At 64.8% G+C, this 24,159-nt stretch carries 21 protein-coding genes, 1 tRNA gene and 2 rRNA genes; 9 read left to right on the forward strand and 15 right to left on the reverse strand.

Annotated elements, in window-relative coordinates; all coding sequences use genetic code 11:
• Positions 1 to 63: 63 nt before the first annotated feature.
• Entirely contained in the window at positions 64 to 2,340 is a 2,277-nt protein-coding gene (locus JNM03_RS01030; RefSeq protein WP_294033741.1) for an FdhF/YdeP family oxidoreductase, read from the reverse strand.
• Positions 2,341 to 2,400: 60 nt separating this feature from the next.
• Positions 2,401 to 3,201, reverse strand: coding sequence for a formate dehydrogenase accessory sulfurtransferase FdhD (fdhD, locus tag JNM03_RS01035; RefSeq protein ID WP_294033743.1), 801 nt, complete (start codon positions 3,199 to 3,201; stop codon positions 2,401 to 2,403).
• A gap of 90 nt (positions 3,202 to 3,291) precedes the next feature.
• Between fdhD and JNM03_RS01040 the strand changes: the two genes are divergently transcribed.
• Positions 3,292 to 3,558 carry a hypothetical protein gene (locus JNM03_RS01040; protein WP_294033745.1) on the forward strand — a complete coding sequence of 89 codons (267 nt, stop codon included), beginning with the start codon at positions 3,292 to 3,294 and terminating at the stop codon, positions 3,556 to 3,558.
• A gap of 27 nt (positions 3,559 to 3,585) precedes the next feature.
• On the opposite strand, the gene JNM03_RS01045 is transcribed toward JNM03_RS01040, so the two are convergent.
• Positions 3,586 to 4,218, reverse strand: coding sequence for a TetR/AcrR family transcriptional regulator (locus JNM03_RS01045; RefSeq protein WP_294033747.1), 633 nt, complete (start codon positions 4,216 to 4,218; stop codon positions 3,586 to 3,588).
• A gap of 65 nt (positions 4,219 to 4,283) precedes the next feature.
• Between JNM03_RS01045 and JNM03_RS01050 the strand changes: the two genes are divergently transcribed.
• From JNM03_RS01050 to JNM03_RS01060, 3 genes are read left to right on the forward strand one after another with little or no spacing between them, the layout of a single operon-like run.
• Positions 4,284 to 5,702, forward strand: a complete 1,419-nt coding sequence (locus JNM03_RS01050) for an efflux transporter outer membrane subunit (RefSeq protein ID WP_294033749.1) — start codon at positions 4,284 to 4,286, stop codon at positions 5,700 to 5,702.
• Positions 5,703 to 5,704: 2 nt separating this feature from the next.
• Entirely contained in the window at positions 5,705 to 6,874 is a 1,170-nt protein-coding gene (locus JNM03_RS01055; protein WP_294033751.1) for an HlyD family efflux transporter periplasmic adaptor subunit, read from the forward strand.
• A gap of 8 nt (positions 6,875 to 6,882) precedes the next feature.
• Positions 6,883 to 8,427, forward strand: a complete 1,545-nt coding sequence (locus tag JNM03_RS01060; protein ID WP_294033753.1) for a DHA2 family efflux MFS transporter permease subunit — start codon at positions 6,883 to 6,885, stop codon at positions 8,425 to 8,427.
• On the opposite strand, the gene JNM03_RS01065 is transcribed toward JNM03_RS01060, so the two are convergent.
• Positions 8,424 to 8,852 (reverse strand): VOC family protein, encoded by a 429-nt coding sequence (locus tag JNM03_RS01065; protein ID WP_294033755.1) that lies wholly within the window; start codon positions 8,850 to 8,852, stop codon positions 8,424 to 8,426. The genes JNM03_RS01060 and JNM03_RS01065 overlap by 4 nt on opposite strands.
• A gap of 79 nt (positions 8,853 to 8,931) precedes the next feature.
• Here JNM03_RS01065 and JNM03_RS01070 point away from each other — a divergent pair, with 79 nt between their 5' ends.
• From JNM03_RS01070 to JNM03_RS01085, 4 genes are all read left to right on the forward strand, one after another.
• Positions 8,932 to 10,812, forward strand: coding sequence for an ABC-F family ATP-binding cassette domain-containing protein (locus JNM03_RS01070; protein ID WP_294033756.1), 1,881 nt, complete (start codon positions 8,932 to 8,934; stop codon positions 10,810 to 10,812).
• An 89-nt stretch (positions 10,813 to 10,901) separates the two neighbouring features.
• A complete protein-coding gene (locus JNM03_RS01075) occupies positions 10,902 to 11,408 on the forward strand; it encodes a hypothetical protein (protein WP_294033758.1) in 507 nt (168 codons plus the stop codon).
• A 110-nt stretch (positions 11,409 to 11,518) separates the two neighbouring features.
• The gene (gene hppD, locus JNM03_RS01080; protein WP_294033760.1) at positions 11,519 to 12,607 is read left to right on the forward strand and encodes a 4-hydroxyphenylpyruvate dioxygenase; all 1,089 of its coding nucleotides are present in this window, start codon (positions 11,519 to 11,521) and stop codon (positions 12,605 to 12,607) included.
• Positions 12,604 to 13,149, forward strand: coding sequence for a VOC family protein (locus tag JNM03_RS01085; RefSeq protein WP_294033762.1), 546 nt, complete (start codon positions 12,604 to 12,606; stop codon positions 13,147 to 13,149). Before hppD ends, JNM03_RS01085 begins: the two co-directional genes overlap by 4 nt.
• Before the next feature lie 3 nt (positions 13,150 to 13,152).
• Here JNM03_RS01085 and JNM03_RS01090 read toward each other — a convergent pair whose 3' ends face one another.
• The gene (locus JNM03_RS01090; protein ID WP_294033791.1) at positions 13,153 to 13,806 is read right to left on the reverse strand and encodes a YqaA family protein; all 654 of its coding nucleotides are present in this window, start codon (positions 13,804 to 13,806) and stop codon (positions 13,153 to 13,155) included.
• 212 nt (positions 13,807 to 14,018) lie between these two features.
• Positions 14,019 to 15,611, reverse strand: a complete 1,593-nt coding sequence (gene purH, locus JNM03_RS01095) for a bifunctional phosphoribosylaminoimidazolecarboxamide formyltransferase/IMP cyclohydrolase (RefSeq protein WP_294033764.1) — start codon at positions 15,609 to 15,611, stop codon at positions 14,019 to 14,021.
• A 245-nt stretch (positions 15,612 to 15,856) separates the two neighbouring features.
• Between purH and JNM03_RS01100 the strand changes: the two genes are divergently transcribed.
• A complete protein-coding gene (locus tag JNM03_RS01100) occupies positions 15,857 to 18,205 on the forward strand; it encodes a TonB-dependent siderophore receptor (RefSeq protein ID WP_294033765.1) in 2,349 nt (782 codons plus the stop codon).
• Between the two features lie 37 nt (positions 18,206 to 18,242).
• Here JNM03_RS01100 and JNM03_RS01105 read toward each other — a convergent pair whose 3' ends face one another.
• The 9 genes from JNM03_RS01105 to JNM03_RS01145 form a co-directional block, all read right to left on the reverse strand.
• Positions 18,243 to 20,006, reverse strand: coding sequence for a heparinase II/III family protein (locus JNM03_RS01105; protein WP_294033767.1), 1,764 nt, complete (start codon positions 20,004 to 20,006; stop codon positions 18,243 to 18,245).
• A gap of 18 nt (positions 20,007 to 20,024) precedes the next feature.
• On the reverse strand, positions 20,025 to 20,699 hold the full coding sequence (gene rpe, locus JNM03_RS01110; protein ID WP_294033769.1) for a ribulose-phosphate 3-epimerase: 675 nt from the start codon (positions 20,697 to 20,699) through the stop codon (positions 20,025 to 20,027).
• 128 nt (positions 20,700 to 20,827) lie between these two features.
• A complete protein-coding gene (locus JNM03_RS01115; RefSeq protein WP_294033771.1) occupies positions 20,828 to 21,070 on the reverse strand; it encodes a hypothetical protein in 243 nt (80 codons plus the stop codon).
• A complete protein-coding gene (locus JNM03_RS01120) occupies positions 21,067 to 22,056 on the reverse strand; it encodes an alpha/beta fold hydrolase (protein ID WP_294033772.1) in 990 nt (329 codons plus the stop codon). The genes JNM03_RS01115 and JNM03_RS01120 overlap by 4 nt, the downstream gene beginning before the upstream one ends.
• Positions 22,053 to 22,259: a toxin-antitoxin system HicB family antitoxin gene (locus JNM03_RS01125; protein WP_294033773.1), complete on the reverse strand. Its 207-nt coding sequence runs from the start codon at positions 22,257 to 22,259 to the stop codon at positions 22,053 to 22,055. The genes JNM03_RS01120 and JNM03_RS01125 overlap by 4 nt, the downstream gene beginning before the upstream one ends.
• 9 nt (positions 22,260 to 22,268) lie before the next feature.
• Positions 22,269 to 23,165, reverse strand: coding sequence for an SPFH domain-containing protein (locus JNM03_RS01130; protein WP_294033775.1), 897 nt, complete (start codon positions 23,163 to 23,165; stop codon positions 22,269 to 22,271).
• A gap of 237 nt (positions 23,166 to 23,402) precedes the next feature.
• Positions 23,403 to 23,479 (reverse strand) — tRNA-Met (locus tag JNM03_RS01135).
• A 111-nt stretch (positions 23,480 to 23,590) separates the two neighbouring features.
• Positions 23,591 to 23,705, reverse strand: a 5S ribosomal RNA gene (gene rrf, locus JNM03_RS01140).
• 129 nt (positions 23,706 to 23,834) lie between these two features.
• Positions 23,835 to 24,159 (reverse strand): 23S ribosomal RNA (locus JNM03_RS01145); the annotation flags it as partial.

Raw genomic sequence — 24,159 nt, forward strand, 5'->3', positions numbered from 1 at the left:
CCCTCCCCCCCGACGCGGGACGTTCGCCGGTCCGAATCGAGCTCGTGCGAGCCGCCGATGTATTCACGCTGCTGCGGCGCGGCGCAATGTGATCGGGACCGATTTGTACGAAGGCGTGCCGCTGCGGCGGTCGTAGTCGTCGAGTGCGATAAGGCCGTTCGCTTCTGGATAATAGGCCGCAACCGAACCGCGTGCGATGGCGTGTGCGAGCACGGTCTGCCTCGCCAGCATGCGCCCCGATCCGGCAATCACATCGACGATATCGCCATGCGCGAGGCCCATCGCCGTCAGGTCGTCGGCATTGGCGAAGATGACATCGCGCCGCCCGGAGACGCCGCGATAGCGGTCGTTCAGACCATAGATGGTCGTGTTGTACTGGTCGTGGCTACGCACCGTCGTCAGCGTCAGCGGCGTGTCGTCGCGGCCGTCATCCTCATCGATCCCGGGATGGACGAGGAAATGCGCCTTGCCGTCGGGCGTGTCCCATTCGCGGTTCGACGCCCCGACGCGGAGGCGAAAGCCCCCCGGCGCACGGACGCGGGTGTTGAAGTCGCGAAAGTCGGGAAACACTTCCTCGATCTTGTCGCGGATCCTGTCGTAATCGGCGACCAGCGCATCCCAGTCGACCGGAGTGTCCGGCACGGCGGCCTTTGCAATTCCGGCGACGATGGCGGGTTCGGACAATAGTCCCGGCGATGCCGGTTTCAGCTTGCCGCGCGAGGCGTGGACCATCGACATCGAATCCTCGACTGTCACCGATTGCGGTCCGCTTTCCTGCATGTCGAGCTCGGTCCGGCCGAGGCAGGGCAGGATGATGCTTTCGCGGGCGATCAGAAGGCAGGTCCGGTTGAGCTTGGTACAGATCTGGACGTTGAGGTCGATCTTGCGGAAAGCGGCGAAGCAGGCTGCGGGATCGGACATTGCGACCGCAAGATTGCCGCCAAGCCCGATGAACCCCTTCGCATAACCGTCGCGCATCGCAGCGATCGTTTCGACCGAATTATGTCCATGTTTGCGCGGGCTCGTGATTCCGAAGGCCGCATCGAGGCGGGCGAGAAACGGTTCGGTCGGCAATTCGGTGATACCGACGGTCCGGTCGCCCTGGACATTGCTGTGTCCGCGCAAGGGGCAGATGCCGGCGCCGGCTTTACCGATGTTGCCGCGCAGCAGCAGCAGATTGGCGAGCTGCTGGACATTTTCGGTACCGTGGCGATGCTGCGTCAACCCCATGCCATAGCAGACGATGACGCGATCGGCCTGCCAGTAGGTGCGCGCCGCACCCTCGATGGCGGCGCGGGTAAGGCCCGACTTTCGTTCGATCGCGGGCCAGTCGGTCGCTGCGATGTCGGCCTTCAGATCCTCGATCCCTACCGTATGTTCGGCGATGAACGCGCGGTCGAGCATTCCTGGTCCACCGGCCGCGATGTCGGTCGCGTCGGCTTCAATCAACGCCTTCATCATCCCCTTGAACAGCGCGGCGTCGCCGCCGATGCGAACCTGGTGATAGGCCGACGCCAACGGTGTCGAGCTCAGGGTCATCATCTCGACCGGCGCCTGCGGGTCCTGGAAGCGTTCGAGGCCGCGTTCGCGCATCGGATTGACGACGATGATCGGCACGCCCCGCCGCGACACCTCGCGCAACGTGCCGAGCATCCGCGGATGGTTCGTGCCGGGGTTGTGCCCGATGCAGAAGACCGCGTCTGTAAGTTCGAAATCCTCGAGCGTCACGGTGCCCTTCCCGACCCCAATGGATTGCGGCAGGCCGGTGCTCGTCGCTTCGTGGCACATATTCGAACAATCGGGGAAATTGTTCGTGCCATAGATGCGGGCGAGGAGCTGATAGAGAAAGGCCGCCTCGTTCGACGTGCGGCCCGAGGTGTAGAATTCCATCCGGTCGGGATCGTCGATCGCCCGCATTGCGGCGCCGATGCGGGCAAAGGCTTCGTCCCACGCGATCGGTACGAAGCGGTCGCTGGCGGGATCATAGGCGAGCGGATCGGTGAGCCGGCCGGCGTCCTCCAGATCATAGTCCGACCATTGCCAGAGCGTTTCGACACTGTGCTTCGCGAAGAAATCGGGATCGACGCGCTTGGGTGTCGCTTCCCAGGTCACCGCCTTCGCGCCATTTTCGCAGAATTCGAATGACGAGCTGTGCTTGGGGTCGGGCCAGGCACAACCCGGACAGTCGAAGCCATCGGGCTGGTTGACCTGTAACAGCGCACGGGTGTCGGGGCTTGCGCCCATCTGTTCGCGCACGGCACGGGCGACCGCGCGCAGCGCGCCCCATCCGCCGGCCGGGCCGGTATAGGGCTTTACGCCCACGGGTTCGTCATCTGCCATTTCGATCGCCTGCATCGTTCCGTGTCGGGCAGCATAGCGCACCCGGGGCGGCCGCGTCGATCACCCGATACAGCGGAAGGGATCGTTCAGGATCAGCGCGGCGTCCGGTCGGGCGAGAGTGACGAGGGTGAGTTGCGCCGCGACCGCCCGCTCGACAGCCAGACTGGTCGGCGCCGAAATCGTGACGAGCATCGGACAGCCGGCGCGCACCGTCTTTTCGACCAGCTCATAGCTGCAGCGTGCCGACAGCAGGACGAATCCCGATGCCGGATCGACAGCGTCCATCGCCAGCGCTCCCACCAGCTTGTCGAGCGCATTGTGACGACCGACATCCTCCCTCGCTGCGACCACCCCTCCTGTGGGGTCGCAGAAGGCGGCGGCATGAACGGCGCCGGTCGCGCGCCCGAGCGGTTGATGATCCCCCAACGAGGCCAGTGCCCGCGCAATCGCGGCGCGATCGGTCGGACGGGGGCGCGCGGCAGCGGGCAGCGGGCGAAGCACCTGTTCGATCGTCTCGATACCGCAGAGCCCGCAACTGCTTTCCGACGCCCGCGTTCGCGCCCGTTCGATCACCCTGTCCATGCGGGCGGGTGCCAACCGGACGCGCACGACCCATCCCCCGCCGGCCCTGTTGACCTGCACTGCCCCGATATCGCCTGCGGATGAGGCCAGTCCTTCGCCGATCGTGAACCCCACCGCATAGGCTTCGAGATCGGCGGGGGTCGCCATCATCACAGCGTAACCGATGCCATTATACTCGATCGCGACCGGGGCCTCCACGGGAACCGCACGGTCGATCGCCGCGTCGTCCTGCCCCTGAAGGTCGAGGCGGCGCGCGGGAAATCGAAGATCGGTGTTCATCCCCGATGCCTAATACGCCGCCGACAGCGTGGCAACGCGCCGCGTCCACGGCCGACTTGGCATCACGGGGGCTTTCTGCGACGAGGAGGCATGGATTTCGATGACCAGCTCCGCCGCTATTTCGGTACCGCCGACCTGTCGGCCGTGCATCCCGAGGCCTTTGCCGCGGGGAGCGAACGGATGCGGGTCGATTTCGGGCTTGAGGCCAACGGTGGACGGCGCTTTGCGTTGTGGACGCTGATGCATATCCTGGGTGTCGCGCCCGATCTCGACGTGGCGTTCAAGGACGCCGCCGAAAGGGACGCGGCGCGCGATTTCATGGATATGTTCGACCGCGCGAACGAACGACCTGACTAGGTCGTACGGGCGCTGACGCCCTGAGCCTCAGTCGCCCGGCTTCCACGCCCGATAGAATGTATCGACCGCATCGTCGACGTCAGCCCGAAGCCGCGCGAGGTCGCGCGCTTCGGGCAGGCCGAGCAGCGCGAACTGATAGATGCCCGATTGGCAAAGGCCGGTGAACTGTTGCACGGCGCGCATCGGGTCGCCCATTCGCAGCTCGCCGCGCACCATCTTTTCGGCGACCCATTCGGCGGTGCGCGCCTTGCCGCGGCGGGGCCCGCGATCATAGAAGGTCTCGGCGAGATGGGGAAAGCGCTCGGCTTCGCCGACGACCAGCCGATAGAGCGACAGGATCGGCGTCGCGGTCAATTTGGTCACGAGAAGGTTGCCGAAGCGGTGAAGTACGTCCTGAACCGGCTCGTCGAGTGGAAGCTCGATCGACAGAAGCTGCCCATATTGCTCGACGATGTCATCGACCACCGCTTCGAACAGATCCTCCTTGGACGGGAAATAGCTCCACAAGGTGGTCTTTGACCCGCCCACCTTGCTTGCGATCGAGCTCATCGTCGTGCCGGCATACCCGTGCGCGAAGAAGGCGGAGCGGGCGGCGTCGACGAATGCCTTGCGTCGTTGCGCAGCGGGGTCGTCGAGCGCGACCGTACTATCTGGTATCATTTCGATTGACAATGGAGTCTCCGGCGTCCAATGGCGCATGATACCAGCTAGTATCGTTGGACGCCATGCCTTATCGATTTTTCCTTTCCGCCGCTATTTTGGGCCTGGTTTCGGGCTGTGCGACCGTGCCCGATCTCGGCCCGAAGCCCGTTCCGGCCGCGGCGGCAGCGTTCGAGTCGTCGACCAGCTTCGGCGACGCGGACGGTGCCTGGCCCACCGAAGGCTGGTGGCAGGGCTTTGCCGATCGGCAGCTTGATGCGCTGATTGCCGAAGGACTCAACAGTTCGCCTGATCTCGCTACGGCCGCCGCCCGGGTGCGCGCCGCCGAAGGGATGGCGCAGCAGGCCGGGGCGGCATTGCTGCCGCGCGTTGGGGCGGAAGGCAGTGCCGGCGGTGTCCAGCAAAGCAAGAACATGGGGATTCCGCCGCAGTTCGTTCCCGAAGGCGTGCAGGATACGGGCCATGTTGCTGCGACCTTCAGCTTCGATCTCGACTTGTGGGGCAAGAACCGTGCCGCGCTCGCCGCCGCGACCTCGGACGCCGAGGCGGCGCGGGTCGATGCGGCGCAGGCGCGGTTGATGCTGACCACGGGCATCGCGTCGGCCTATGCCGATCTTGCCGCCTATTATCAGGCACTCGACGTCGCGAAGGATGCCGTGCGCGTGCGTTCGGCGAGCGCCAACGTGTCGGCAAGACGCGCCGCCGCCGGAATCGAAAACCAGTCGGCCGAGCGGCAGGCCGAAAGCCGCGCCGCGGCCGCTCGCGCCGACGTGGTCGCGCTCGAAGAGGCCATCGCCACGACGCGAAACCGCCTTGCCGCGCTCATCGGCGCCGGTCCCGACCGCGGGCTTGCGATCACGCGGCCGACGCTGGCATCGCCGGGCATGGCCTTGCCGCCGCAGGCGGGCATCGACCTTGTCGGCCGGCGTCCCGACATCGTGGCCGCCCGACTGCGGGCCGACGCCGCCGCGAAACGAATCGACGTCGCGCGCGCCGATTTCTATCCGAACATCAACCTGTCGGCGCTTGTCGGGTTTCAGTCGCTGGGTCTTTCCAACCTGTTCAAGTCGGGATCCGAATATGGCAACGGCGGCGTCGCGATCAGCCTGCCGGTGTTCGATGGCGGTCGGCTGCAAGGGCGCTATCGTGGCGCGCGCGCCGAGTTCGACAGCGCGGTGGCCAATTATGATCGCACGCTGATCGCGGCGTTGCGCGACGTCGCCGACATCGTTGCCAGCCGCGCCGCAACGGAACGCCAACTCGCCGATCGCCAGGAAGCGTTGAAGGCCGCGACGGACGCCGCCGGGATTGCGGGCCTGCGGTATCGCGCGGGCCTGTCGAACCAGCTTCCGCAGCTGACAGCCGAAGACAGCATGACGCAACTCGCGCGGCAGGTGGCCGACCTCGAGGCGCGCCGACTTTCGCTCGATATCGCTCTGATCCGCGCGCTCGGCGGCGGCTATCAGGGCAGAACAGGAGAATGACGATGGCCGAAGATACGGCTGCGGCGCCCGCACAGCCTCCCCACGAATCTCCCGAAACCGCGTCCGAGAACAATGGCGCGGCGCAGGCGACGCGCAAGAAGTTCCTCCGCATCCTTGCGATTGCCGTCGTGTCGATCGCGCTGATCTGGGGCGCCTGGTACTTCCTGACGCAGGCGGGCCGCGTATCGACCGACAATGCCTATGTCGGGGCAGACTCGGCGACGGTGACGGCACTGATCTCGGCACCGGTCAAGGAGGTCCGCGTCAGTGGCACCCAGACGGTGAAGAAAGGCGATGTCCTTGTGGTGCTCGACGATGCCGATGCCCGGCTTGCCGTCGCCGATGCCGAGGCGGCGTTGCGTCAGGCGCGCCAGCGTTACGGGCAAGCGAGCGCGAGTGCCGACGCCGCCCGGTCGCGCGTGGCGGCGCGGGGCGCCGATATCTCGCAGGCCCGCGCGCGGATGCGCGATGCCGACGCCGCGGTCGCGAAGGCGCGCGCGGAGCTTGCGCGTCGCGAAAGCCTGTCGGGCACCGGGGCCGTGTCGGCCGAAGAACTGACTGCCGCGCGGACCGCGCTGGCGTCAGCGTCGGCGGCGCGCGATCTGGCCGCAGCCTCGATCGCCTCCGCCGAAGCCACCCGTGGTTCGGCAAGCGGCGATCTCGGCGCCGCGGAAGCACTCGTCCGCGGTACGACGATCAATTCCGCTCCCGATGTCGCGGCGGCGCAGGCGCGGCTGGACAAGGCCCAGCTTGACCTCGAACGTACGGTCGTGCGCGCGCCCGTCGACGGCATTGTCACCAACAAGCAGGTTCAGGTGGGCCAGCGGATCGCAGCGGGCGCCCCGATCATGGTCGTGGTTCCGGTGGCGACGGCGTATGTCGATGCCAATTTCAAGGAAAGCCAGTTCAAGCGCATTCGTATTGGCCAGCCGGTCGAGCTGACGTCCGACTATTATGGCGGCGATGTCGTATTTCGCGGCAAGGTGGTCGGGATCGCCGGAGGCACCGGCGCGGCCTTCTCGCTGATCCCCGCACAAAATGCGACGGGCAACTGGGTGAAGGTCGTCCAGCGCCTGCCGGTTCGCATCGCGCTCGATCCCCGGGACCTCAAGGACCACCCGCTCCGCGTCGGCCTGTCGATGGAAGCGACGATCGACACGCGCGAAAAGTGATCTGAGCCATGGCCAGCGCTGCCGCCCAGCCCCTGCCCACCGAACCGCAACCGCTGACCGGCGTGCGGCTGCTTGTCGCGGCCTTCGCGCTTGCGCTCGCCAACTTCGTCGTGGTGCTCGACACCACGATCGCCAACGTGTCGGTGCCGCACATCGCGGGCGGACTGGCGGTGTCGCCGACGCAGGGCACTTGGGTGATCACCAGCTATGCGGTCGCCGATGCGATCAGCGTTCCGCTGACCGGATGGCTGGCCTCGCGGTTCGGCACGGTACGCTGGTTCATCTTCTCGATCATCGGATTCGGATTCTTCTCGTTCCTGTGCGGTGTGTCGCGCACGCTCGATGCGCTGATCCTGTTCCGCGTGTTGCAGGGGCTTTCTGGCGGGCCGTTGATGCCGCTGTCGCAGATCTTGCTGCTGCGCATCTTTCCCAAGGAAAAGGCCGGGGTCGGCCTGGCGATCTGGGCGATGACGACAACGACGGCGCCGATCCTCGGGCCGATTCTGGGCGGGCTGATCAGCGACAACTGGTCTTGGCCGTGGATCTTTTTCATCAACCTGCCGGTCGTCGCCATATGCGCCTTTGGGGTGTTCAGCCTGCTGTCGCCGTTCGAGACCAAGCGGGAAAAGGCACGGATCGACGTCGTCGGGCTGATCCTGCTCGTCGTCTCGGTCGGCGCTTTCCAGATCATGCTCGACACGGGGCGCGAGCATGACTGGTTCGGATCGGCGTGGATCGTCGGGCTTGCGGTCGTCGCGGCGATCAGCTTTGCCGCGTTCGTCATCTGGGAATTGACCGATGCCAATCCCGTCGTGGACCTCCGCGTGTTCCGGTTCCGCGGTTTCAGCTTCGCGACGCTGGCAATATCGCTTGGCTTTGGGGCCTTCTTTGCACAGGTCGTCCTTACGCCCCTCTGGTTGCAGCAGGTTGCCGGATATACGGCGACGGAAACCGGCTTCGTCGTCGCCTGGCTCGGGGTGTTCGCGGTGCTGCTCTCGCCCGTCGCGGCTGGCCTGATCGGCAAGATCGACGTCCGGCTGACCGTCTTTGCGGGAATCATCTGGATGGCGGTGATTTCGGTCATGCGCGCAAGCTGGAACGCCGATGTCGACTATTGGACGCTCGCCTTGCCGCACGTCCTGCAGGGTCTTGGCATGCCCTTCTTCTTTGTCGGGCTGACCGCGCTTGCGCTGAGTTCGGTGCCGGCCCAGCATCAGACGTCGGCGGCGGGGCTCATGAGCTTTCTGCGAACGCTATGCGGCGCGATCGGGACCGCGATCGCGACGACGGCCTGGGACGATGCCAGTCGGACGTCCCGATCCGAACTGGTGTCATCGCTCAACAATCCCGAGGCGACCCTGACCTCGCTGCAGAGCGCCGGGTTGACGATCGAACAGGCGCGAGCGGTCCTCGACCGATTGGTCGAAGGACAGGCGGCGACGCTTGGCGTGCTGCATCTCTTCCTGGCGTCGGGCGTCGTCTTCGTGATCGCGGGCGCTGCTGTCTGGCTGGCGCCGCGACCGAAACAGATATCGATGGGTGCCTCGCACTAGTCCCCTTTGGCAAAGAGCAACCCAAGGTCGGCGAACGCCTTGAACTCCAGCGCATTGCCGGCGGGGTCGAGAAAGAACATCGTCGACTGTTCACCGGGCTGGCCGGGAAAGCGCGTATGGGGTTCGATGACGAAGCCGACATCGTGCGCCTTCAGGCGGTCGGCGAGTGCTTGCCATTCCGTGGGCGGCAATACGACGCCGAAGTGCGGTACCGGAACCGCGTGACCGTCGACAGCATTATGCCCCGTGATGCGTTCGCGCCGGTCGACGCGGTGCGCGACGATCTGATGGCCATAGAGGTTGAAGTCGATCCAGTCGGTGTCGCTTCGCCCTTCGGGACAGTCAAGGATGGTGCCGTAGAAATGGCGCGCGGCGTCCAGGTCATCGACGGGAAAGGCGATATGGAAGGGCGCAAGACTGGTCATCGGGCCCGTTTGCCGCAACCGCGTCCGGATTGCCACCCCGGGGTTGGGCTGGCGCGCGGAACATGCTAGGCGCGCGCGCATGCTGACAATCAACGGAATCACCGTACGCCTTGGTGGGCGCGCCATCCTCGAACGCGCCACCGCGAGCCTGCCTGCCAGAAGCCGGGTCGGGCTGATCGGCAGGAACGGGGCGGGCAAGTCGACGCTGATGAAGGTCATGATCGGCCAGTTGGAGGCTGACGAGGGCAGCATCGACATGCCGCGCAAGACGCGCGTCGGCTATATCGCGCAGGAAGCGCCAAGCGGCACCGCGACGCCGTTCGAAACCGTGCTCGCCGCCGATACCGAGCGCGCCACACTGCTGGCGGCGTCCGAGAGCGAGCAGGATCCGCACAAGCTGGGAGACATCCACGAGCGGTTGATCGCGATCGACGCCTATACCGCGCCCGCGCGGGCGGCGCGCATCCTGATCGGGCTGGGCTTCGACGAGGCCATGCAGGCGCAGCCGCTCGACAACTTTTCAGGCGGCTGGAAGATGCGCGTCGCGCTCGCGGCGCTGCTGTTTTCGAACCCCGACCTGCTGCTGCTCGACGAACCGTCGAATCATCTCGACCTCGAAGCGACCTTGTGGCTCGAGAATTTCCTGCGCGCCTATCCGGGCCAGCTTGTCGTCATCAGCCACGAGCGCGACCTGCTCAACAATGTCGTCGACAATATCCTGCACCTCGAAGGCGGCAAGGTGACGCTCTATGCCGGCGGCTACGATGCGTTCGAGCGCCAGCGTGCCGAACGCGCGGCACAACTCGCGGCGGCGAAGGCGTCGCAGGATGCGCAGCGCGCCAAGTTGCAGGACTATATCGCTCGGAACAGCGCGCGCGCCTCGACCGCGAAACAGGCGCAATCCCGTGCGAAGCTGCTCGCCAGGATGCAGCCGATCGCCGCGCTGGCCGAGGACCAGACGCTGGCGTTCGATTTCCCGAGCCCGGACGAGTTGAAACCGCCGCTGATCACGCTCGATCTCGCAAGTGTCGGCTATGCCGATCGTCCGGTGCTTCAGCGGCTCAACCTGCGGATCGACCCCGACGACCGGATCGCGCTGCTTGGTCGCAACGGCAACGGCAAGACGACATTGGCGCGCCTGCTCGCGGCGCAACTGGCGCCGATGGCCGGTTCGATGGCGGCGTCGGGCAAGATGCGCGTGGGCTATTTCACGCAGTATCAGGTCGAAGAACTCGACGGCAGCGACACGCCGCTCGCGCATATGACGCGCATCATGGAGGGCAAGACGCAGGCTGCGGTCCGCGCTCAGCTCGGCCGGTTCGGGTTTTCGGGCAACAAGGCGACGACGCAGGTGGCGAAGCTTTCGGGCGGCGAACGGGCGCGGCTCGCGCTTGCGCTCATCACGCGCGACGCGCCGCATCTGCTCATCCTCGACGAACCGACCAACCATCTCGACGTCGATGCGCGCGAGGCACTGGTGCAGGCGCTCAACGGCTTCGACGGCGCCGTGGTCCTGGTCAGCCATGACCGCCACATGCTCGAACTCACCGCCGACCGGCTGGTGCTGGTCGATGACGGCACCGCACGCGAATATGCCGGCAGCATGGACGATTATGTCGCGATGATCCTCGGCAAGTCGACCGCGAGCGACGCCGCCGGGGCGGCGCAGGCGAAGCCGAAGGATGCCAGGCTCGCGCGACAGGAGGCCGCCAGGGCCCGCGAGGCGCAAGCGACGCTACGCCAGTCGGCCAAGGACCATGAAACGCGCGCAGCGAAGCTCGCGCAACAGGTCAGCGCGATCGACCGGGCGATGTTCGACCCCGCGAGCGCCGAACCCGCGCTCGCCAAGCTGACGATGGGCGACCTCGCGCAGCGCCGCGGTAAATTCGCCGCCGAGCTTGAGGCGGTGGAAGCCGCGTGGATGGAAGCGCTGGAGGCGATCGAGACGGCTGCCGCCTGATCGGACTCGATAGGGATTGCCCGACCGGGGCGAACGGGTGAGGTTGTCCTGTCCGAATCGCCGTCCGAATCGTCAGGGAAAACAGTCCGATGTCTTTGCTTCTGTCCTTGCTGCTTGCGGCCGATCCCGCGGTCATCGTCCCCGCCCGGCAAAGTCCGCCGCGACGTGTCTATTGCAGCGACGACTGCATCTCGCCCGTCGAAGCGGTGACCTATGCTTCCTATCTGGCGCCGAAGGCCGGGATCGCCGGAACATTCCGCATGGACGTGAAGGCGGTCGGTGAGCGGGAGGGCATGTATTATCTGGATTCCGAAACCGACTATCGCGATCGCAACTGCCTGACGATCGCGGTACCCGCGGCGGTGATGGCCAAGCTGGCACAGGGAGAGGGGCTCGCTGCCGTCGAAAGGCGCTTCAAGGGACGCACGATCATGGTCCGCGGCGTCGCGCAGCGCGTCCGGATCGGCTTTTTCGACGCCGCCGGAAAGCCAACCGACAAATATTATTATCAGGTGCAGGTGCGGATCGGCCGGAGCGAACAGATTGCGACGCGCAGCGGCTTGATCAATGACAAGGAGCTGTCGAGAACCCCGTGACCCCGCGGAGACTCCGGTTTGCGTGGCAACCGGCCGCTCTGTCTGATCATTGACTCCCCCTGCCCCTTCCCTCATAATAGTTTCAATTGAAACCATATGAAGGACTGACCATGGCCGATCTGTTCGAAAACCCGCTGGGCCTCGACGGCTTCGAGTTCGTCGAATTTTCGGCGCCCGAGAAAGGCATGCTCGAACCGGTGTTTCAGGCGATGGGCTTTACCGAGGTCGCGCGTCATCGGTCGAAGGATGTCCAGCTTTGGCGGCAGGGCGGCATCAACCTGATCGCCAATTACGAGCCCCGATCGCCGGCCGCATACTTCGCCGCCGAACATGGTCCGTCGGCGTGCGGGATGGGCTGGCGGGTGCGCGATGCTGCAAAGGCCTATGCCGAAGCAATTGCGCGCGGCGCCGAGCCGGTCGAGGTCAACCCCGGCCCGATGGAACTGCGCCTGCCGGCAATCCGCGGCATCGGCGGCTCGATCATCTATCTGATCGACCGTTACGGCGACGACCTGTCGATCTATGACATCGACTTCCTTTACAAAGAGGGCGTCGATCGCCACCCCGTCGGTGCGGGGATGCAGTTGATCGATCACCTGACACACAATGTCTATGGTGGCCGCATGGCGCATTGGGCGGCGTTTTATGAGCGCATCGCGGGTTTCCGCGAGATCCGTTATTTCGACATCAAGGGTGAATATACCGGCCTCACGTCAAAGGCGATGACGGCGCCCGACGGCAAGATCCGCATTCCGCTCAATGAAGAGGGCGCCGGCGGCAAAGGTCAGATCGAGGAATATCTGCGCGCTTATAATGGCGAGGGTATTCAGCATATCGCCTTCAGCTGCGACGATCTCTACGCCGCGTGGGACAAGTTGAAGGCGCTCGGCAACCCCTTCGCCCCGTCGCCGCCGGCGACCTACTACGAGATGCTCGACGAGCGCTTGCCGGGCCATGGCGAACCGGTCGAAGGCCTGCAATCGCGCGGCATCCTGCTCGACGGCTCGACGACCGAAGGCGATCCGCGCCTGTTGCTCCAGATTTTCGGCCAGACCGTGATCGGTCCGGTCTTCTTCGAATTCATCCAGCGCAAGAAGGACGAAGGCTTCGGCGAAGGCAATTTCACCGCGCTGTTCAAGTCGATGGAGATGGACCAGATTCGCCGCGGTGCGCTGAATGTCGAGGAGCCCGCCGAATGACGAGCCCGATCAAACTCGGCGGCGTCCACCACGCCGCCTATCGCTGCAAGGATGCGAAAGAGACGGTCGATTGGTACGAGCGGATGCTTGGCATGACCTATACGACGGCCTTTGCCGAGGATCATGTGCCGTCGACCGGCGAATATGACCCCTATATGCATGTCTTTCTCGATGCGGGGAATGGCAACATCCTGGCGTTCTTCGAGCTGCCCAACCAGCCGGTCATGGGACGCGACGAAAATACGCCGGCGTGGGTCCAGCATCTGGCGTTCAAGGTCGGCAGCTATGACGAACTGACGCAGGCGAAGGCGCATCTGGTGGCGAACGGCGTCGACGTGCTCGGCCCGACGCATCATGGCATCTTCAAGTCGATCTATTTCTTCGACCCCAATGGCCATCGTGTCGAACTGGCGTGCGACATCGGCACCGCCGAACAATATGCCGAACTGCGCCGTGTCGCGCCGCTGATGCTCGACGAATGGAGCCAGACCAAGAAGGCGCCGCGCCACGCCGACTGGCTGCACCAGGCGGCGAACGAGTAGGACTTACTTCCGGTCGAGCCCGATGCTCTCAAGCGTCGCGCCGCTGCATTTGTCGGCTTCCTTCGTCTTGCCGTCGCCCGACAGCGCGCCGATCGCGAGGAAACCCGCGACCACCGCAACGAGGAACGCGCCGGTGACCCAGATCAGATATTTGTCGATGAACGCCTTGATCGGCGCCCCGAACAGCCGGAACAGGATGCCAACGAGCATGAAGGAAAAGGCCCGGCTGGCGAGGCTTGCCCACAGGAAGGTCCAGAAATTCATGTGGATGAAGCCGGCGGTGATCGTCAGCAGCTTGAACGGGATCGGCGTCGCGCCCTTGATGAGGATGATCTCGGCGCCGAATTCGCGCAGGTAACAGGCGGCCGGCGGAAAGGCGTCGGTCAACCCCAGCACGCCGAGCAGCCACAGCCCGACGCTCTCATACAGGAAATAGCCGATCGAATAGCCGAGCATCCCGCCCGCAACCGAGGCGAGTGTGCAGATGATCGCATAGCGCACCGCCTTCTTCGGGTTCGCGAGGCACATCAGCCCGAGCAACGGGTGCGGCGGGATCGGGAAGAAGCTCGCTTCGACGAATGATACCAGCGCCAGCCAGAACTCGGCATGCGGATGCGCCGATTTCTCCATCGTCCAGTTGTAGAGCCGCTGGACGATCGACGGCTTGCGAACGATTTCGGTCATGCTGGTCCTTGGTTTGGGGTCAGGATGACCACAGCTTTCCTATGCCGTTCGCTGCGAGCGAAGTCGAGACTGGAGCATCCTTCTTTCCTTTCTCGTCATCCCGGCGAAGGCCAGGATCTCATCGTCTCGGCCTGACGCACCGCCGAGATCCCGGCCTTCGCCGGGATGACGGTTCGACGACGTCCTCAATGCCGGAAGTGGCGCATGCCCGTGAACACCATCGCCAGCCCCGCTTCGTTGGCCGCCGCAATCACCTCGTCGTCGCGGATCGAACCGCCCGGCTGGATGACGCAGGTCGCGCCCGCCTCGACCGCCGCCAGCAGGCCATCGGCGAAGGGGAAGAAAGCGTCGCTCGCGACTGCGCTGCCGACGGTGCGGGGGCTCGCCCAACCATGCGATTCGGCGGCTTCGCGCGCCTTGACGGCGGCGATGCGTGCGCTGTCGCGGCGATTCATCTGTCCGGCGCCGATGCCCGCGGTCGAGCCACCCTTGGCATAGACGATCGCGTTCGATTTCACATGCTTGGCGATGGTCCAGGCGAACAGCGCATCGGTCAGTTCCTCCTCGGTCGGTGCGCGCTCGGTGACGACTTTCAGCTCGGCGCGCGAGATGCGGCCGTTATCGCGGCTCTGCGCGAGCCAGCCGCCGGCGATCGTCTTCATCATCAGCCCGCCGCGTGCGGGATCGGGCAGTTCGCCGGTGAGGAGAAGGCGGAGATTCTTTTTCTTCGCGAACACCGCGCGCGCGTCGGCGTCGGCATCGGGAGCACAGACGACTTCGGTGAAGATGCCGCTGATGAGTTCCGCTGTCGCGCCGTCGAGCGGCCGATTGACCGCGATGATGCCGCCGAACGCCGACACATCGTCGCACTTCAGCGCAGCGTCATAGGCTTCGGCGATCGTCGACGCGCTCGCGACGCCGCACGGGTTGGCATGCTTGACGATGACGCAGGTCGGATCGGCGTCGCGGAATTCGGCGACGAGTTCGAGCGCGGCATCGGCATCGTTGATATTGTTGTAGCTGAGCTCCTTGCCCTGAACCTGCTTGGCCTGCGCGATGCCGCGCGCGGCGGGGCCGGCGGGCAGGTAGAGCGCCGCCTTCTGATGCGGGTTCTCGCCATAACGCAGTTCGTTCGCGAGCTTGGCGGTCAGCGGCAGCGTGTCGGGGAACAGCTTGCCCTGATCGGCGAAGGCGAACCAGCTTGCGATCATCCCGTCATAGGTCGCGGTGTGCGCAAAGGCGGTCGCGGCAAGGCGCTTGCGTAGCGCCAACGTCGTGGCGCCGCCGTTGGCGTCCATCTCGGCGATGACGGCGGCATAATCCTCGGGCTCGGTGACGATGCCGACGAAAGCGTGATTCTTGGCGGCCGAGCGCACCATCGCGGGTCCGCCGATGTCGATATTCTCGATGATGTCGTCACGCGGTGCGCCCTTCGCGACGGTCGCCGCGAAAGGATAGAGGTTAACGACGACAAGATCGATCGCCCCGATCCCGTGCGCGTCCATCGCCGCGACATGGCGCTCATCGTCGCGCACCGCGAGGATGCCGCCATGAACCGTCGGGTGCAGCGTCTTGACGCGGCCGTCCATCATCTCGGGAAAGCCGGTGAGGTCGGCGACGTCGAGCACGTCATGCCCCGCCTCGCGCAGCGCCTTCGCGGTGCCCCCGGTCGACACCAGCTCGACGCCGTGACGAACGAGCGCGGCGGCAAGGTCGGCGAGCCCCGCCTTGTCGCTGACGGACAGCAGGGCGCGGCGGACGGGAACGAGATCGGTCATGGAAAGGGCGGCCTTTGCAAGAGGGGAAAGACGCGGTCGCCCTAGGCGCGAAGGCGGGCAAGGGCAAGTATGCGAGGGCCCGGCCTGCCGCGCGCGCTGCCTCAAGGGCGTGATCGACTGGCTCGGGTCGCGGACCGTCCGTCATATTTCCGTAATTTGATCGTCATTCCGGCGCCATGTGCGTCGCCGCAAACTGTCACATGGTCTCCCTAGAGGCGCGGCAACGCAAACAGGGGGTTCCATTCATGATTCGTCGATTCAACCTGCATTCTGCCGTTCTCGCCATGGCCGCCGCGCTCGCGGCCGCCCCCGCATCGGCGCAGGATAGCGCACCGGTCGCCACCGACGACGGCACGATCACGAGCGCGCAGGACATCGTCGTCCTCGGCAGCATCGGCTATCGCAACCGCAGCGAGACCGAAGCCGAGCCGGTCATCAGCTATGACAGCGAATATTTCCAGCGGTTCGAGCCGCTGACCGCAGGCGATGCGCTGAAACGCGTCCCGTCGGTGACCTTTCTGTCGGACGTCATCGAAAGCGACGGTGCGCGGCTTCGCGGCTTGCCGCCAGGCTATACCCAGATCCTGATCAACGGCGAAAAGGTGCCGGGGTCGAACGCCGACCGCAGCTTCTTTCTTGACCGCATTCCGGCTGAACTGATCGATCGCGTCGAGATCGTCCGCTCGTCGTCGGCGCGCCGCACCGGCGATGCCGTCGCGGGCACGCTCAACATCAAGCTGCGCGACGGATATGAACTGGACGGAGGCTATATCCGCGCCGGTGGGCTTTATTTCGACGACAAGGAGTTCGAACCCAGCGTTGGCGGCGTGTTCGGCGCCCCGCTCGGTCCCGGGCGTATCCTGCTGGGCGGCAATTTCCAAGGCCGCCACAACCCGAAGAAAAAGCTGTCGCTGCGCTATGCCAACGAAGAGGATGCGAACGGCGATCCGACCAACGTGCCGGTGTTCGACAATCGCGAAGACCAAAGCGACGTGCGCGACGGCAAGGATTATTCGTTCAACGCGACCTATGACATCAAGGGCGACACCACCGACCTGTCGATCAACGGCTTTTACGTCCATACCGACCGGACCGAGGACGAGCGTAGCTTTGAATATAACGACCGGACTGCCGTCAACGGGCCGGTCCGCGCAACACCTCCTGGAAATCTGACCGTCGACAATGCCAACGTCGCGCGGATCAATCAGGACAATTACAGCGTGAACGGCAAGCTTGCCCACCGCTGGTCGGCCGGCGAGACGAGCCTGAAAGTCGGTTACGCCTATTTCGACGAAGATCGGTTCGAAACCGAATATGAGGTCGAGTTCGACCGCGCGCTGCCGCGCTTTACCGGCGACCAGACGCGCAGCGGCATTACCGACAAGGAATTTTCGGTGCGACTGGAGCATGAAGTGGCGCTGGGCGAGACCGCCAAGCTGATATTCGGCGGGCTGTGGCAGGACAAGGATCGCGACACGGCAATCACCGAGGCCCCGCGCGACCGCTACAACCTGACCGCGGCCAATCGTCAGGGTTATGACCAGTTCGCCCGCAATCCGACCGAATTCGCCCGCACCTTCGGCGCGTTCGGTCCGGCGATCGGCGGCCTCAACACGATCGAGGAAAAACGCCTCGACGGCTTTGTACTCGTCGAAGGCGACATGCCCGGCGTGAAGTGGGAAGCCGGGGTGCGATATGAAACCACCGACCTCACCATCGACGATCTCACGGTTCCGGTGGCGATCCAGCGCACGACGAACGACTATGCGAAACTGCTTCCCTCGGCATCGGTGAAGATCGACGTCGGCGCGCGGGGTCGGATTACCGCATCGGCGGCGCGCACCAGCCGCCGTCCCGAATTCAACTATCTGTCGCCGGCGACACTGGAGGCAGAGCTTGGCGACAACGACCTCGTCGGCAACCCGCTGCTCGATCCCGAAACCGCCTGGGGCTTCGACCTCGGCTACGAACAGCGCCTCGGCCGTTCGGGCATCGCCGGGGTCAATTTCTTCTACCGCAAGGTGAACGACCTCATCGAACTCACCAATACCGGAGCCGTCGGTTCGGAAGGCGCGGGCACGTTTGTCTACAAGCCACTGAACGTCGGCGATGGCAAGGTGTGGGGCGTCGAGTTCGACATGTCGACCGATCTCGGTTTCATCGGATTGCCCGACACCGGCGTGTTTGGAAACGTCTCGTGGCTCGACAGCCGGATCGTCGACCAGTTCGGCAAGCGCCGCTTCAACGGTCAGAGCGAATATGTCTATAACTTCGGGCTGATTCAGGACATTCCGTCGCTCGGCGCAGCGTTCGGCGCCACCTATCGCAAGCAGGGCGGCGCTTTCGACCGCACCGTCGGCGAAGAGGTGCGCACCACTTACGGTGCCGACCTCGAAATCTTTGTCGAAAAGCGCTTCGGAAAAAGCTTCACGATCCGCGCGGTTGGATCGAACCTGCTGAACGGCGCAAAGCGCGAAGCGTTCAACAAGTTCGACACGGTGGACCAGCAGAACGACCGGACCTTCATCGAATATGAGTTGGAGAAGGAAACCGCCGGTCCGGTGTTCCAGTTGATGGCGCGTTACGCCTTCTGACGATGCGCGGCGGCGGGTCGTCCCTGACCCGCCGCCGTCATCCGATGTGCTTGAATATCCAGCCGATGCTGGCGCCGCCGGCCGGCGCGGAACCGGTGACGACAAGCTGTTCGGTCGGGTGCGGCCGGCCGTCACCGTCCACCCAAAGGCTTTCCTCGATCTCCAGTGTGCCTTCGGATGTGCGGAACTGCCACAGCGTGCCGCCCGAGATGCGCAGTAACGCGCCGAGTTTGTCGGCGGTCAGGCTGGCCGACATGTTGCGGCCGAGGTGAAAGCGCAGCGTGAATTTCTTGTCGCCCTTGCGCCGGCTGCGCGGGGCGGGGAGCAGCATGTCCTCGCCGCGCAATTCGCGGCCGTTAGGTGCAAGGATCAACAGGCGCCGATGGATCAGGCCGTGCCGCCGCGCATAACCGTCGTGGCTCATCTCGACGCGGCTGCCCTGCGGGGTTTCCCGCCGGTCGAGCTCGACTTCGGTCACGCCGCGGCCAAGCAGGCCGCTGGGCAGGATCGCGGTCGAATTGGTGTCGGCAATAGTCAGCGTCGAATGCGCCGCGGTGGTGCGCAGGCCGCGCGCCAGGTCGGCTGGAATCGTCGCGCCGGTCAGCGCCGCACCGCCGCAATTCACCACGATGCGATCCTCGCCATCGGATAGTTCGAAAGCGAGGGTCGATGCGCAACCGGCCTCGGTCACGCGCGCGATCGGCGGCGGTGCCGCGTCGGCGAGGACGACGACCTTGTTCGCGACGAGCCGTTGATACCCCCAGTCGCGCGCCTGTTTCAGCGGGCGCGTGCGCACGCCGCTTGCCGCAACAACGGCCTGGATCTGATCGGCCGCAGTCGCGCCGCTGCCCTGCCAGCTTCCCATGCCGCCGTCGCTGTGGACAAGACCGAGCAGCGCGGGGACGGTCCGTGCGAGCGCCTCCTGCAGGAACGGCGGCACCTCGATACGGCGCATGTCATAGACCCGCGCCAGCATCGACAGCGCCATGATCGCGTCGAGCTGGGCCTGCGGCGATCGCGCGATGTTGCCGCCGTCGGCGTAGAAGCTCGTCTCGATGACCTTGCGGAGTCCGGCCTCGCCGAAAACCTGCCGCGGTTCGCCGCCAGGCATCAGCAAGGACGCGGCGACGATGCCGATCCACGCCACGAGTTGTCCGGTGCCAGGGCGCGTCTTGTCGGCAACGCGGTCAAGGTGGCGCGCAGCACGGGCGAGGTGGTTGAGCACCGCCGAGCGATAGACGAGGTCGCTCGACGAGAGGATCAGCGGGGCGTGCGCCGCCCAGAAGAGGATGCGCCAACCGGTGTTGTCGGCGCGCCAGGCGGGTTCGCTGACGGCCTCTCCATGGGAGCCGAGCCAGTGACGTACCATCGCCTCGGCAATCGGCGCCCCGTCGGCGCGCGTGCCGGTGGCGGCAAGATCGCGCAGCCAGGCGAAGCTGTGGAGATAGTCGGCAAAGGTCGGGGCGACATCGAGCGCCGCGAAATCCAGCACCCCGAGCGAGAGGCGAAGGCCGCGATGGAGAAAATGGCCGGTGCGGATCGCGGTGCCCGCGCGCATGTCGCCCGGCACCGGATCGGCCGGCACGCCCAATAGCTTGAGCGGAAAGCGGCCTTTCAGATGCAGGGCGTGCAGAGGCGTGCGCCAGGTCAACCGGGTGATGTAATTGGCGACCCGGTCGCCCAGCGACAAACCCTTGTCGGCCGGCAGGCGGATCAGCCGCTTGCCGGGTTCGATGCTGTCGTCGATGGGCGGGGCGTCGTCGCCCGGATCGGGAATCGGACTGGACGGGGCAGAGGTCAACGGTCTCCCCTCCACCGGTTACGCGCCGCCGCGCAGGCGCCGGATGTTGTCGGCGTAGGCGTCCGGGCCGCCCTTGAAGGTCGCGGTCCCGGCGACGAGAACGTCGGCACCCGCCGAAATTGCGAGCGGGGCGGTCGTCGCGTCGATCCCGCCGTCCACTTCAAGCCGGATGTCGCGGCCCGACTTGTCGATCGTCTTGCGCACCGCCTCGATCTTGCGAAGCTGGCTGGAAATGAAGCTCTGGCCGCCGAAGCCCGGATTGACGCTCATGATCAGCACAAGGTCGATCTCGTCGATCAGATAGTCGAGCATCTTCGCCGGGGTCGCGGGATTGAGCGAGACGCCGGCCTGCTTGCCGAGCGACTTGATGTGCTGGACGCTGCGGTGGATGTGCGGGCCTGCTTCGGGATGGACGGTGATGATATCGGCGCCCGCCGCGGCGAAAGCGTCGAGAAAATGATCGACCGGGCTGATCATCAGATGGACGTCGAAGGGCAAGGTCGAATGCGGGCGCAGCGCCTTCACGACCATCGGGCCGATCGTCAGGTTGGGCACGAAATGACCATCCATCACATCGATATGAACCCAATCCGCCTCGGCAGCCTCGATCGCGCGCACTTCCTCGCCCAGGCGCGCGAAATCGGCGCTGAGGATCGAAGGGGCGATGCGGACGGCGGGATTGGCGGCGGTCATGGACATCGGCCTTAACCATCAACCCCTTGTGGGGCAAGCGGGGGCGGGCCGCGATCGGGGCGATATCCGAAAAATGCTGGCGTAGGGCGGTCCCGTCTGGCTCCGCACCGTCCGATGCCTGCACGCCACTATTGCCAGCGCCAACCGCCTTCGGTCTTGGCACGATAGAGCGGCATGGGCGCGAGTCCGGCGAGCACAACAGCTAGCACCATCGCCATGGGATGGTTCCGCAGCAGCACCGAGACTCCGGCAATGAGCGTGATATGCGTCACCAGCATCACCCAACCTTGCCAGCGGATCGGCAAGCCGGTGCCATAGCCACGACGCTTGGGTGCGAACCAGGGATGGCCGTCGAAAATCAGATGCATCATGGGCGGGGTTCTCCGCGTGGCGGCGCGCCCACGAATGCCGCAATGGCATCGACCAGCGTGACGTCGATGGGCAGGGTGGGGTCGGAATAGGTCGCGATATTGGCGACCCGCCCTTCGCCGGCAATCTGCTTCAGCGTGTGGGTCATGCCCGCGATCAGCAGCAGTCGGGCGTCGGGCCGCGCGGCGCCGAGCGCTTCGGCGTCGACGCGGCTCACCTGCATGTCGGCCAGGCCGGAGACGATCAGCACCGGCTTCGCGGTTTGCGCGATCAGCTTCACGGGGTCGCGGTGAAACAGGTCGATCAGATAATCCTGGATCGCGGGATTGAAGAGACCTTGCGCCAGCGCCGGATGCATCGTGGTGACATCGACATGCTGCCCGGCTGCAAGCGCGTCGATCGCACGATTGGCGTCGGCCATCAGGGGCGCATTGGCGGGATTGGCCGCAAGCTGTTCGCGCATCACCACGTCGAGCGTCCGTCCCGCCGTGGCGATGAGGATGATACCGCAAACGTCGGGACTTGCTGCCGCTGTCAACGCGACGAGCCCGCCTTCACTGTGTCCCGCCAACCAGATGCAGCGGGCGCCCGTCTTGTCGCGCAGCGCCTTCGTCCAGGCGAGGGCGTCGGCGGCGTAATCGTCGATCGTGACCTGATTGGGATTGGTTGTGGCAGCCCTGCTGCCCGCGATGCCGCGCTTGTCAGCGCGCGCGCTCGATATGCCTTTTGCGGCCAGCGCCTCGGCAAGCAATCGATAGCTGGCGGCGGACACCCCGGCCGGGCTGTTGCCGTCGCGGTCGGTTGGGCCCGATCCGGGAAGGATCAGCACGACCGGCGCATCGAGCGGATCGGCGATCAGCAGCGTCCCGGCGATGGGGCCATCGGGACCGCGCACCGCTATCTCGACCGGGCGGGGCGCGGCGCTTGCGGGTGAGGCGGCCAGGCCGGCGATCGCGATCAGCACAGCCAGAATGGGCGTCGTCTTCATGCGATATCCTTTCCGGGTGGCCGCCCGCGCCGGGCAGGCGTGGGCGGCTTGACGGTCACGCCGCGCCGGGCCAGCGCTTCGCGCAGCAAAATCTCGATCTCGGCATTGGCGCTGCGCAGCTCGGCGCCTGCCATCCGCTCGATCGCGGCATAGAGCGCCGGATCGAGACGGAGGGCAAAGGCTTTCTTGGGCTGCGCAGCCATCGTCGGGCCTCAGTACAGCGATCCGGTGTTGACCACCGGCTGCGTGTCGCGTTCGCCGCAAAGCACGACCATCAGGTTCGACACCATCGCCGCCTTGCGCTCGTCATCGAGATCGACGACATTCTTTTCCGACAGGTGCTGGAGCGCCATCTCGACCATCGTCACGGCGCCTTCGACCAGCTTCTTGCGCGCCGCGATCACGGCTTCGGCCTGCTGGCGGCGAAGCATGGCACCCGCGATTTCCTGCGCATAGGCAAGGTGGGTAAGACCGCATTCGTCAACGGTAATTCCGGCGACCGTCAAACGTTCGATCAACGCCTTGCGCAGTTCGACCCCGACCTCGTCGTGGTTGCCGCGCAGCGTGATTTCCTGATGCTCGATATCGTCATAGGGATAGCGCGAGCCGATCGAGCGCACGGCGGCCTCGATCTGCGCCATCACGAACTCCTTGTAATCCTCGACGTCGAACAGCGCCTGCGCCGTGTCGGTGACGCGCCACACGACCTGCGCCGCCATTTCGATCGGATTGCCGCGCAGGTCGTTGACCTTGATCTTGTCCGAAATCACGTTGTTGGCGCGCACAGCGATCTTCTTGCGCGTCAGCCAGGGGAGAACCCAGCGCAGCCCCTCCTCGCGGTCGGTGCCCTTGTAGGCCCCGAAAAGCTGGATTGCCGCCGCTTCGTTCGGGTTGATGAGGTAAAAGCCGCACAGGATGATCGTGCCCGCGATCGCACTCGCGATGACGAGACCCCATTTCCAGGCAACTTCGGCGCCATGGACGTTGGAGATCACCGCCCATGCGGCAATGCCAAGCAGCCCCACCCAGATGAGCAGCATAAGATAACCGCTTTGCGTGTTGGCGCGCGTCTCGCGACTGCGGTTCAGCGCCGGCGTTCCGTCAACCATCTTTCCCTCCGAATCATTCGATATAATGATGATATCATATTTATATCGTTTCCGGTGGAGGTCAATCGGAATTCGGGCTATGTCGTGGGCAGAAAAATCCAGATCCAATTTTATACCCACACCGCCACCCAAGCGTTAGCCCGCTCCCCGCCGTTTCGGAGGTTCCACAGCGCGATCGGCAGATCGGTGTCAGACACGAAAAAGCCCGCTAACTCATCGAGTTAGCGGGCCAATTCTTGGTTGCGGGAGTAGGATTTGAACCTACGACCTTCAGGTTATGAGCCTGACGAGCTACCGGGCTGCTCCATCCCGCGTCAACCAGATTGCGGCCCCGAAAGGTGCCGCAAAAACAGCAAAAGGCCGGCATCGCTGCCGGCCTCTAACTTTGTGAATGGGTTTCTTTTCGACCTTACGTCGGCTGCAATGCCTGGCGACGTCCTACTCTTCCAGGGCTTGAGCCATAGTACCATCGGCGCTGTCAGGTTTCACGGCCGAGTTCGAGATGGGATCGGGTGGGTCACTGACGCCATGGTCACCAAGCAATGAAGCCGGCGTAGGCCAAAAGGGTTTCAATCGATATCCGTGCAATACTGTCTGATCAATCATCCGACATTCGCGGACAGCTGAAAGGCTCTTGGCCCATCAGGCTTGTCGTTGATGGCGGGACTCTTAAGTGCGAAAAGAGCAATTAGTATCGGTTAGCTCCATGCGTTACCGCACTTCTACATCCGATCTATCAACGTGGTGGTCTTCCACGGCTCTATGAAATCTTATCTTGAGGGAGGCTTCCCGCTTAGATGCTTTCAGCGGTTATCCCGTCCATACATAGCTACCCTGCTGCGCGGCTGGCGCCACGACAGGTACACCAGAGGTATGTTCAACCCGGTCCTCTCGTACTAGGGTCAACTCCTCTCAAATTTCGACGCCCACGGCAGATAGGGACCAAACTGTCTCACGACGTTCTGAACCCAGCTCACGTACCACTTTAATTGGC

Origin of the sequence: Sphingopyxis sp., assembly GCF_016793825.1 — a bacterium.
In the GTDB taxonomy this organism is placed as follows: domain Bacteria; phylum Pseudomonadota; class Alphaproteobacteria; order Sphingomonadales; family Sphingomonadaceae; genus Sphingopyxis.

What these genes read in the sequence shown, in the direction of transcription:
- JNM03_RS01065 (WP_294033755.1), bottom strand. Translation starts at nt 8,852, where the DNA reads ATGACCAGTCTTGCGCCCTTCCATATCGCCTTTCCCGTCGATGACCTG.
- JNM03_RS01040 (WP_294033745.1), top strand. Translation starts at nt 3,292, where the DNA reads ATGGATTTCGATGACCAGCTCCGCCGCTATTTCGGTACCGCCGACCTG.
- JNM03_RS01100 (WP_294033765.1), top strand. Translation starts at nt 15,857, where the DNA reads ATGATTCGTCGATTCAACCTGCATTCTGCCGTTCTCGCCATGGCCGCC.
- JNM03_RS01070 (WP_294033756.1), top strand. Translation starts at nt 8,932, where the DNA reads ATGCTGACAATCAACGGAATCACCGTACGCCTTGGTGGGCGCGCCATC.
- JNM03_RS01085 (WP_294033762.1), top strand. Translation starts at nt 12,604, where the DNA reads ATGACGAGCCCGATCAAACTCGGCGGCGTCCACCACGCCGCCTATCGC.
- JNM03_RS01115 (WP_294033771.1), bottom strand. Translation starts at nt 21,070, where the DNA reads ATGATGCATCTGATTTTCGACGGCCATCCCTGGTTCGCACCCAAGCGT.
- JNM03_RS01045 (WP_294033747.1), bottom strand. Translation starts at nt 4,218, where the DNA reads ATGATACCAGATAGTACGGTCGCGCTCGACGACCCCGCTGCGCAACGA.
- JNM03_RS01130 (WP_294033775.1), bottom strand. Translation starts at nt 23,165, where the DNA reads ATGGTTGACGGAACGCCGGCGCTGAACCGCAGTCGCGAGACGCGCGCC.
- rpe (WP_294033769.1), bottom strand. Translation starts at nt 20,699, where the DNA reads ATGACCGCCGCCAATCCCGCCGTCCGCATCGCCCCTTCGATCCTCAGC.
- JNM03_RS01075 (WP_294033758.1), top strand. Translation starts at nt 10,902, where the DNA reads ATGTCTTTGCTTCTGTCCTTGCTGCTTGCGGCCGATCCCGCGGTCATC.
- JNM03_RS01120 (WP_294033772.1), bottom strand. Translation starts at nt 22,056, where the DNA reads ATGAAGACGACGCCCATTCTGGCTGTGCTGATCGCGATCGCCGGCCTG.
- fdhD (WP_294033743.1), bottom strand. Translation starts at nt 3,201, where the DNA reads ATGAACACCGATCTTCGATTTCCCGCGCGCCGCCTCGACCTTCAGGGG.
- JNM03_RS01050 (WP_294033749.1), top strand. Translation starts at nt 4,284, where the DNA reads ATGCCTTATCGATTTTTCCTTTCCGCCGCTATTTTGGGCCTGGTTTCG.
- hppD (WP_294033760.1), top strand. Translation starts at nt 11,519, where the DNA reads ATGGCCGATCTGTTCGAAAACCCGCTGGGCCTCGACGGCTTCGAGTTC.
- JNM03_RS01060 (WP_294033753.1), top strand. Translation starts at nt 6,883, where the DNA reads ATGGCCAGCGCTGCCGCCCAGCCCCTGCCCACCGAACCGCAACCGCTG.
- purH (WP_294033764.1), bottom strand. Translation starts at nt 15,611, where the DNA reads ATGACCGATCTCGTTCCCGTCCGCCGCGCCCTGCTGTCCGTCAGCGAC.
- JNM03_RS01030 (WP_294033741.1), bottom strand. Translation starts at nt 2,340, where the DNA reads ATGGCAGATGACGAACCCGTGGGCGTAAAGCCCTATACCGGCCCGGCC.
- JNM03_RS01055 (WP_294033751.1), top strand. Translation starts at nt 5,705, where the DNA reads ATGGCCGAAGATACGGCTGCGGCGCCCGCACAGCCTCCCCACGAATCT.
- JNM03_RS01125 (WP_294033773.1), bottom strand. Translation starts at nt 22,259, where the DNA reads ATGGCTGCGCAGCCCAAGAAAGCCTTTGCCCTCCGTCTCGATCCGGCG.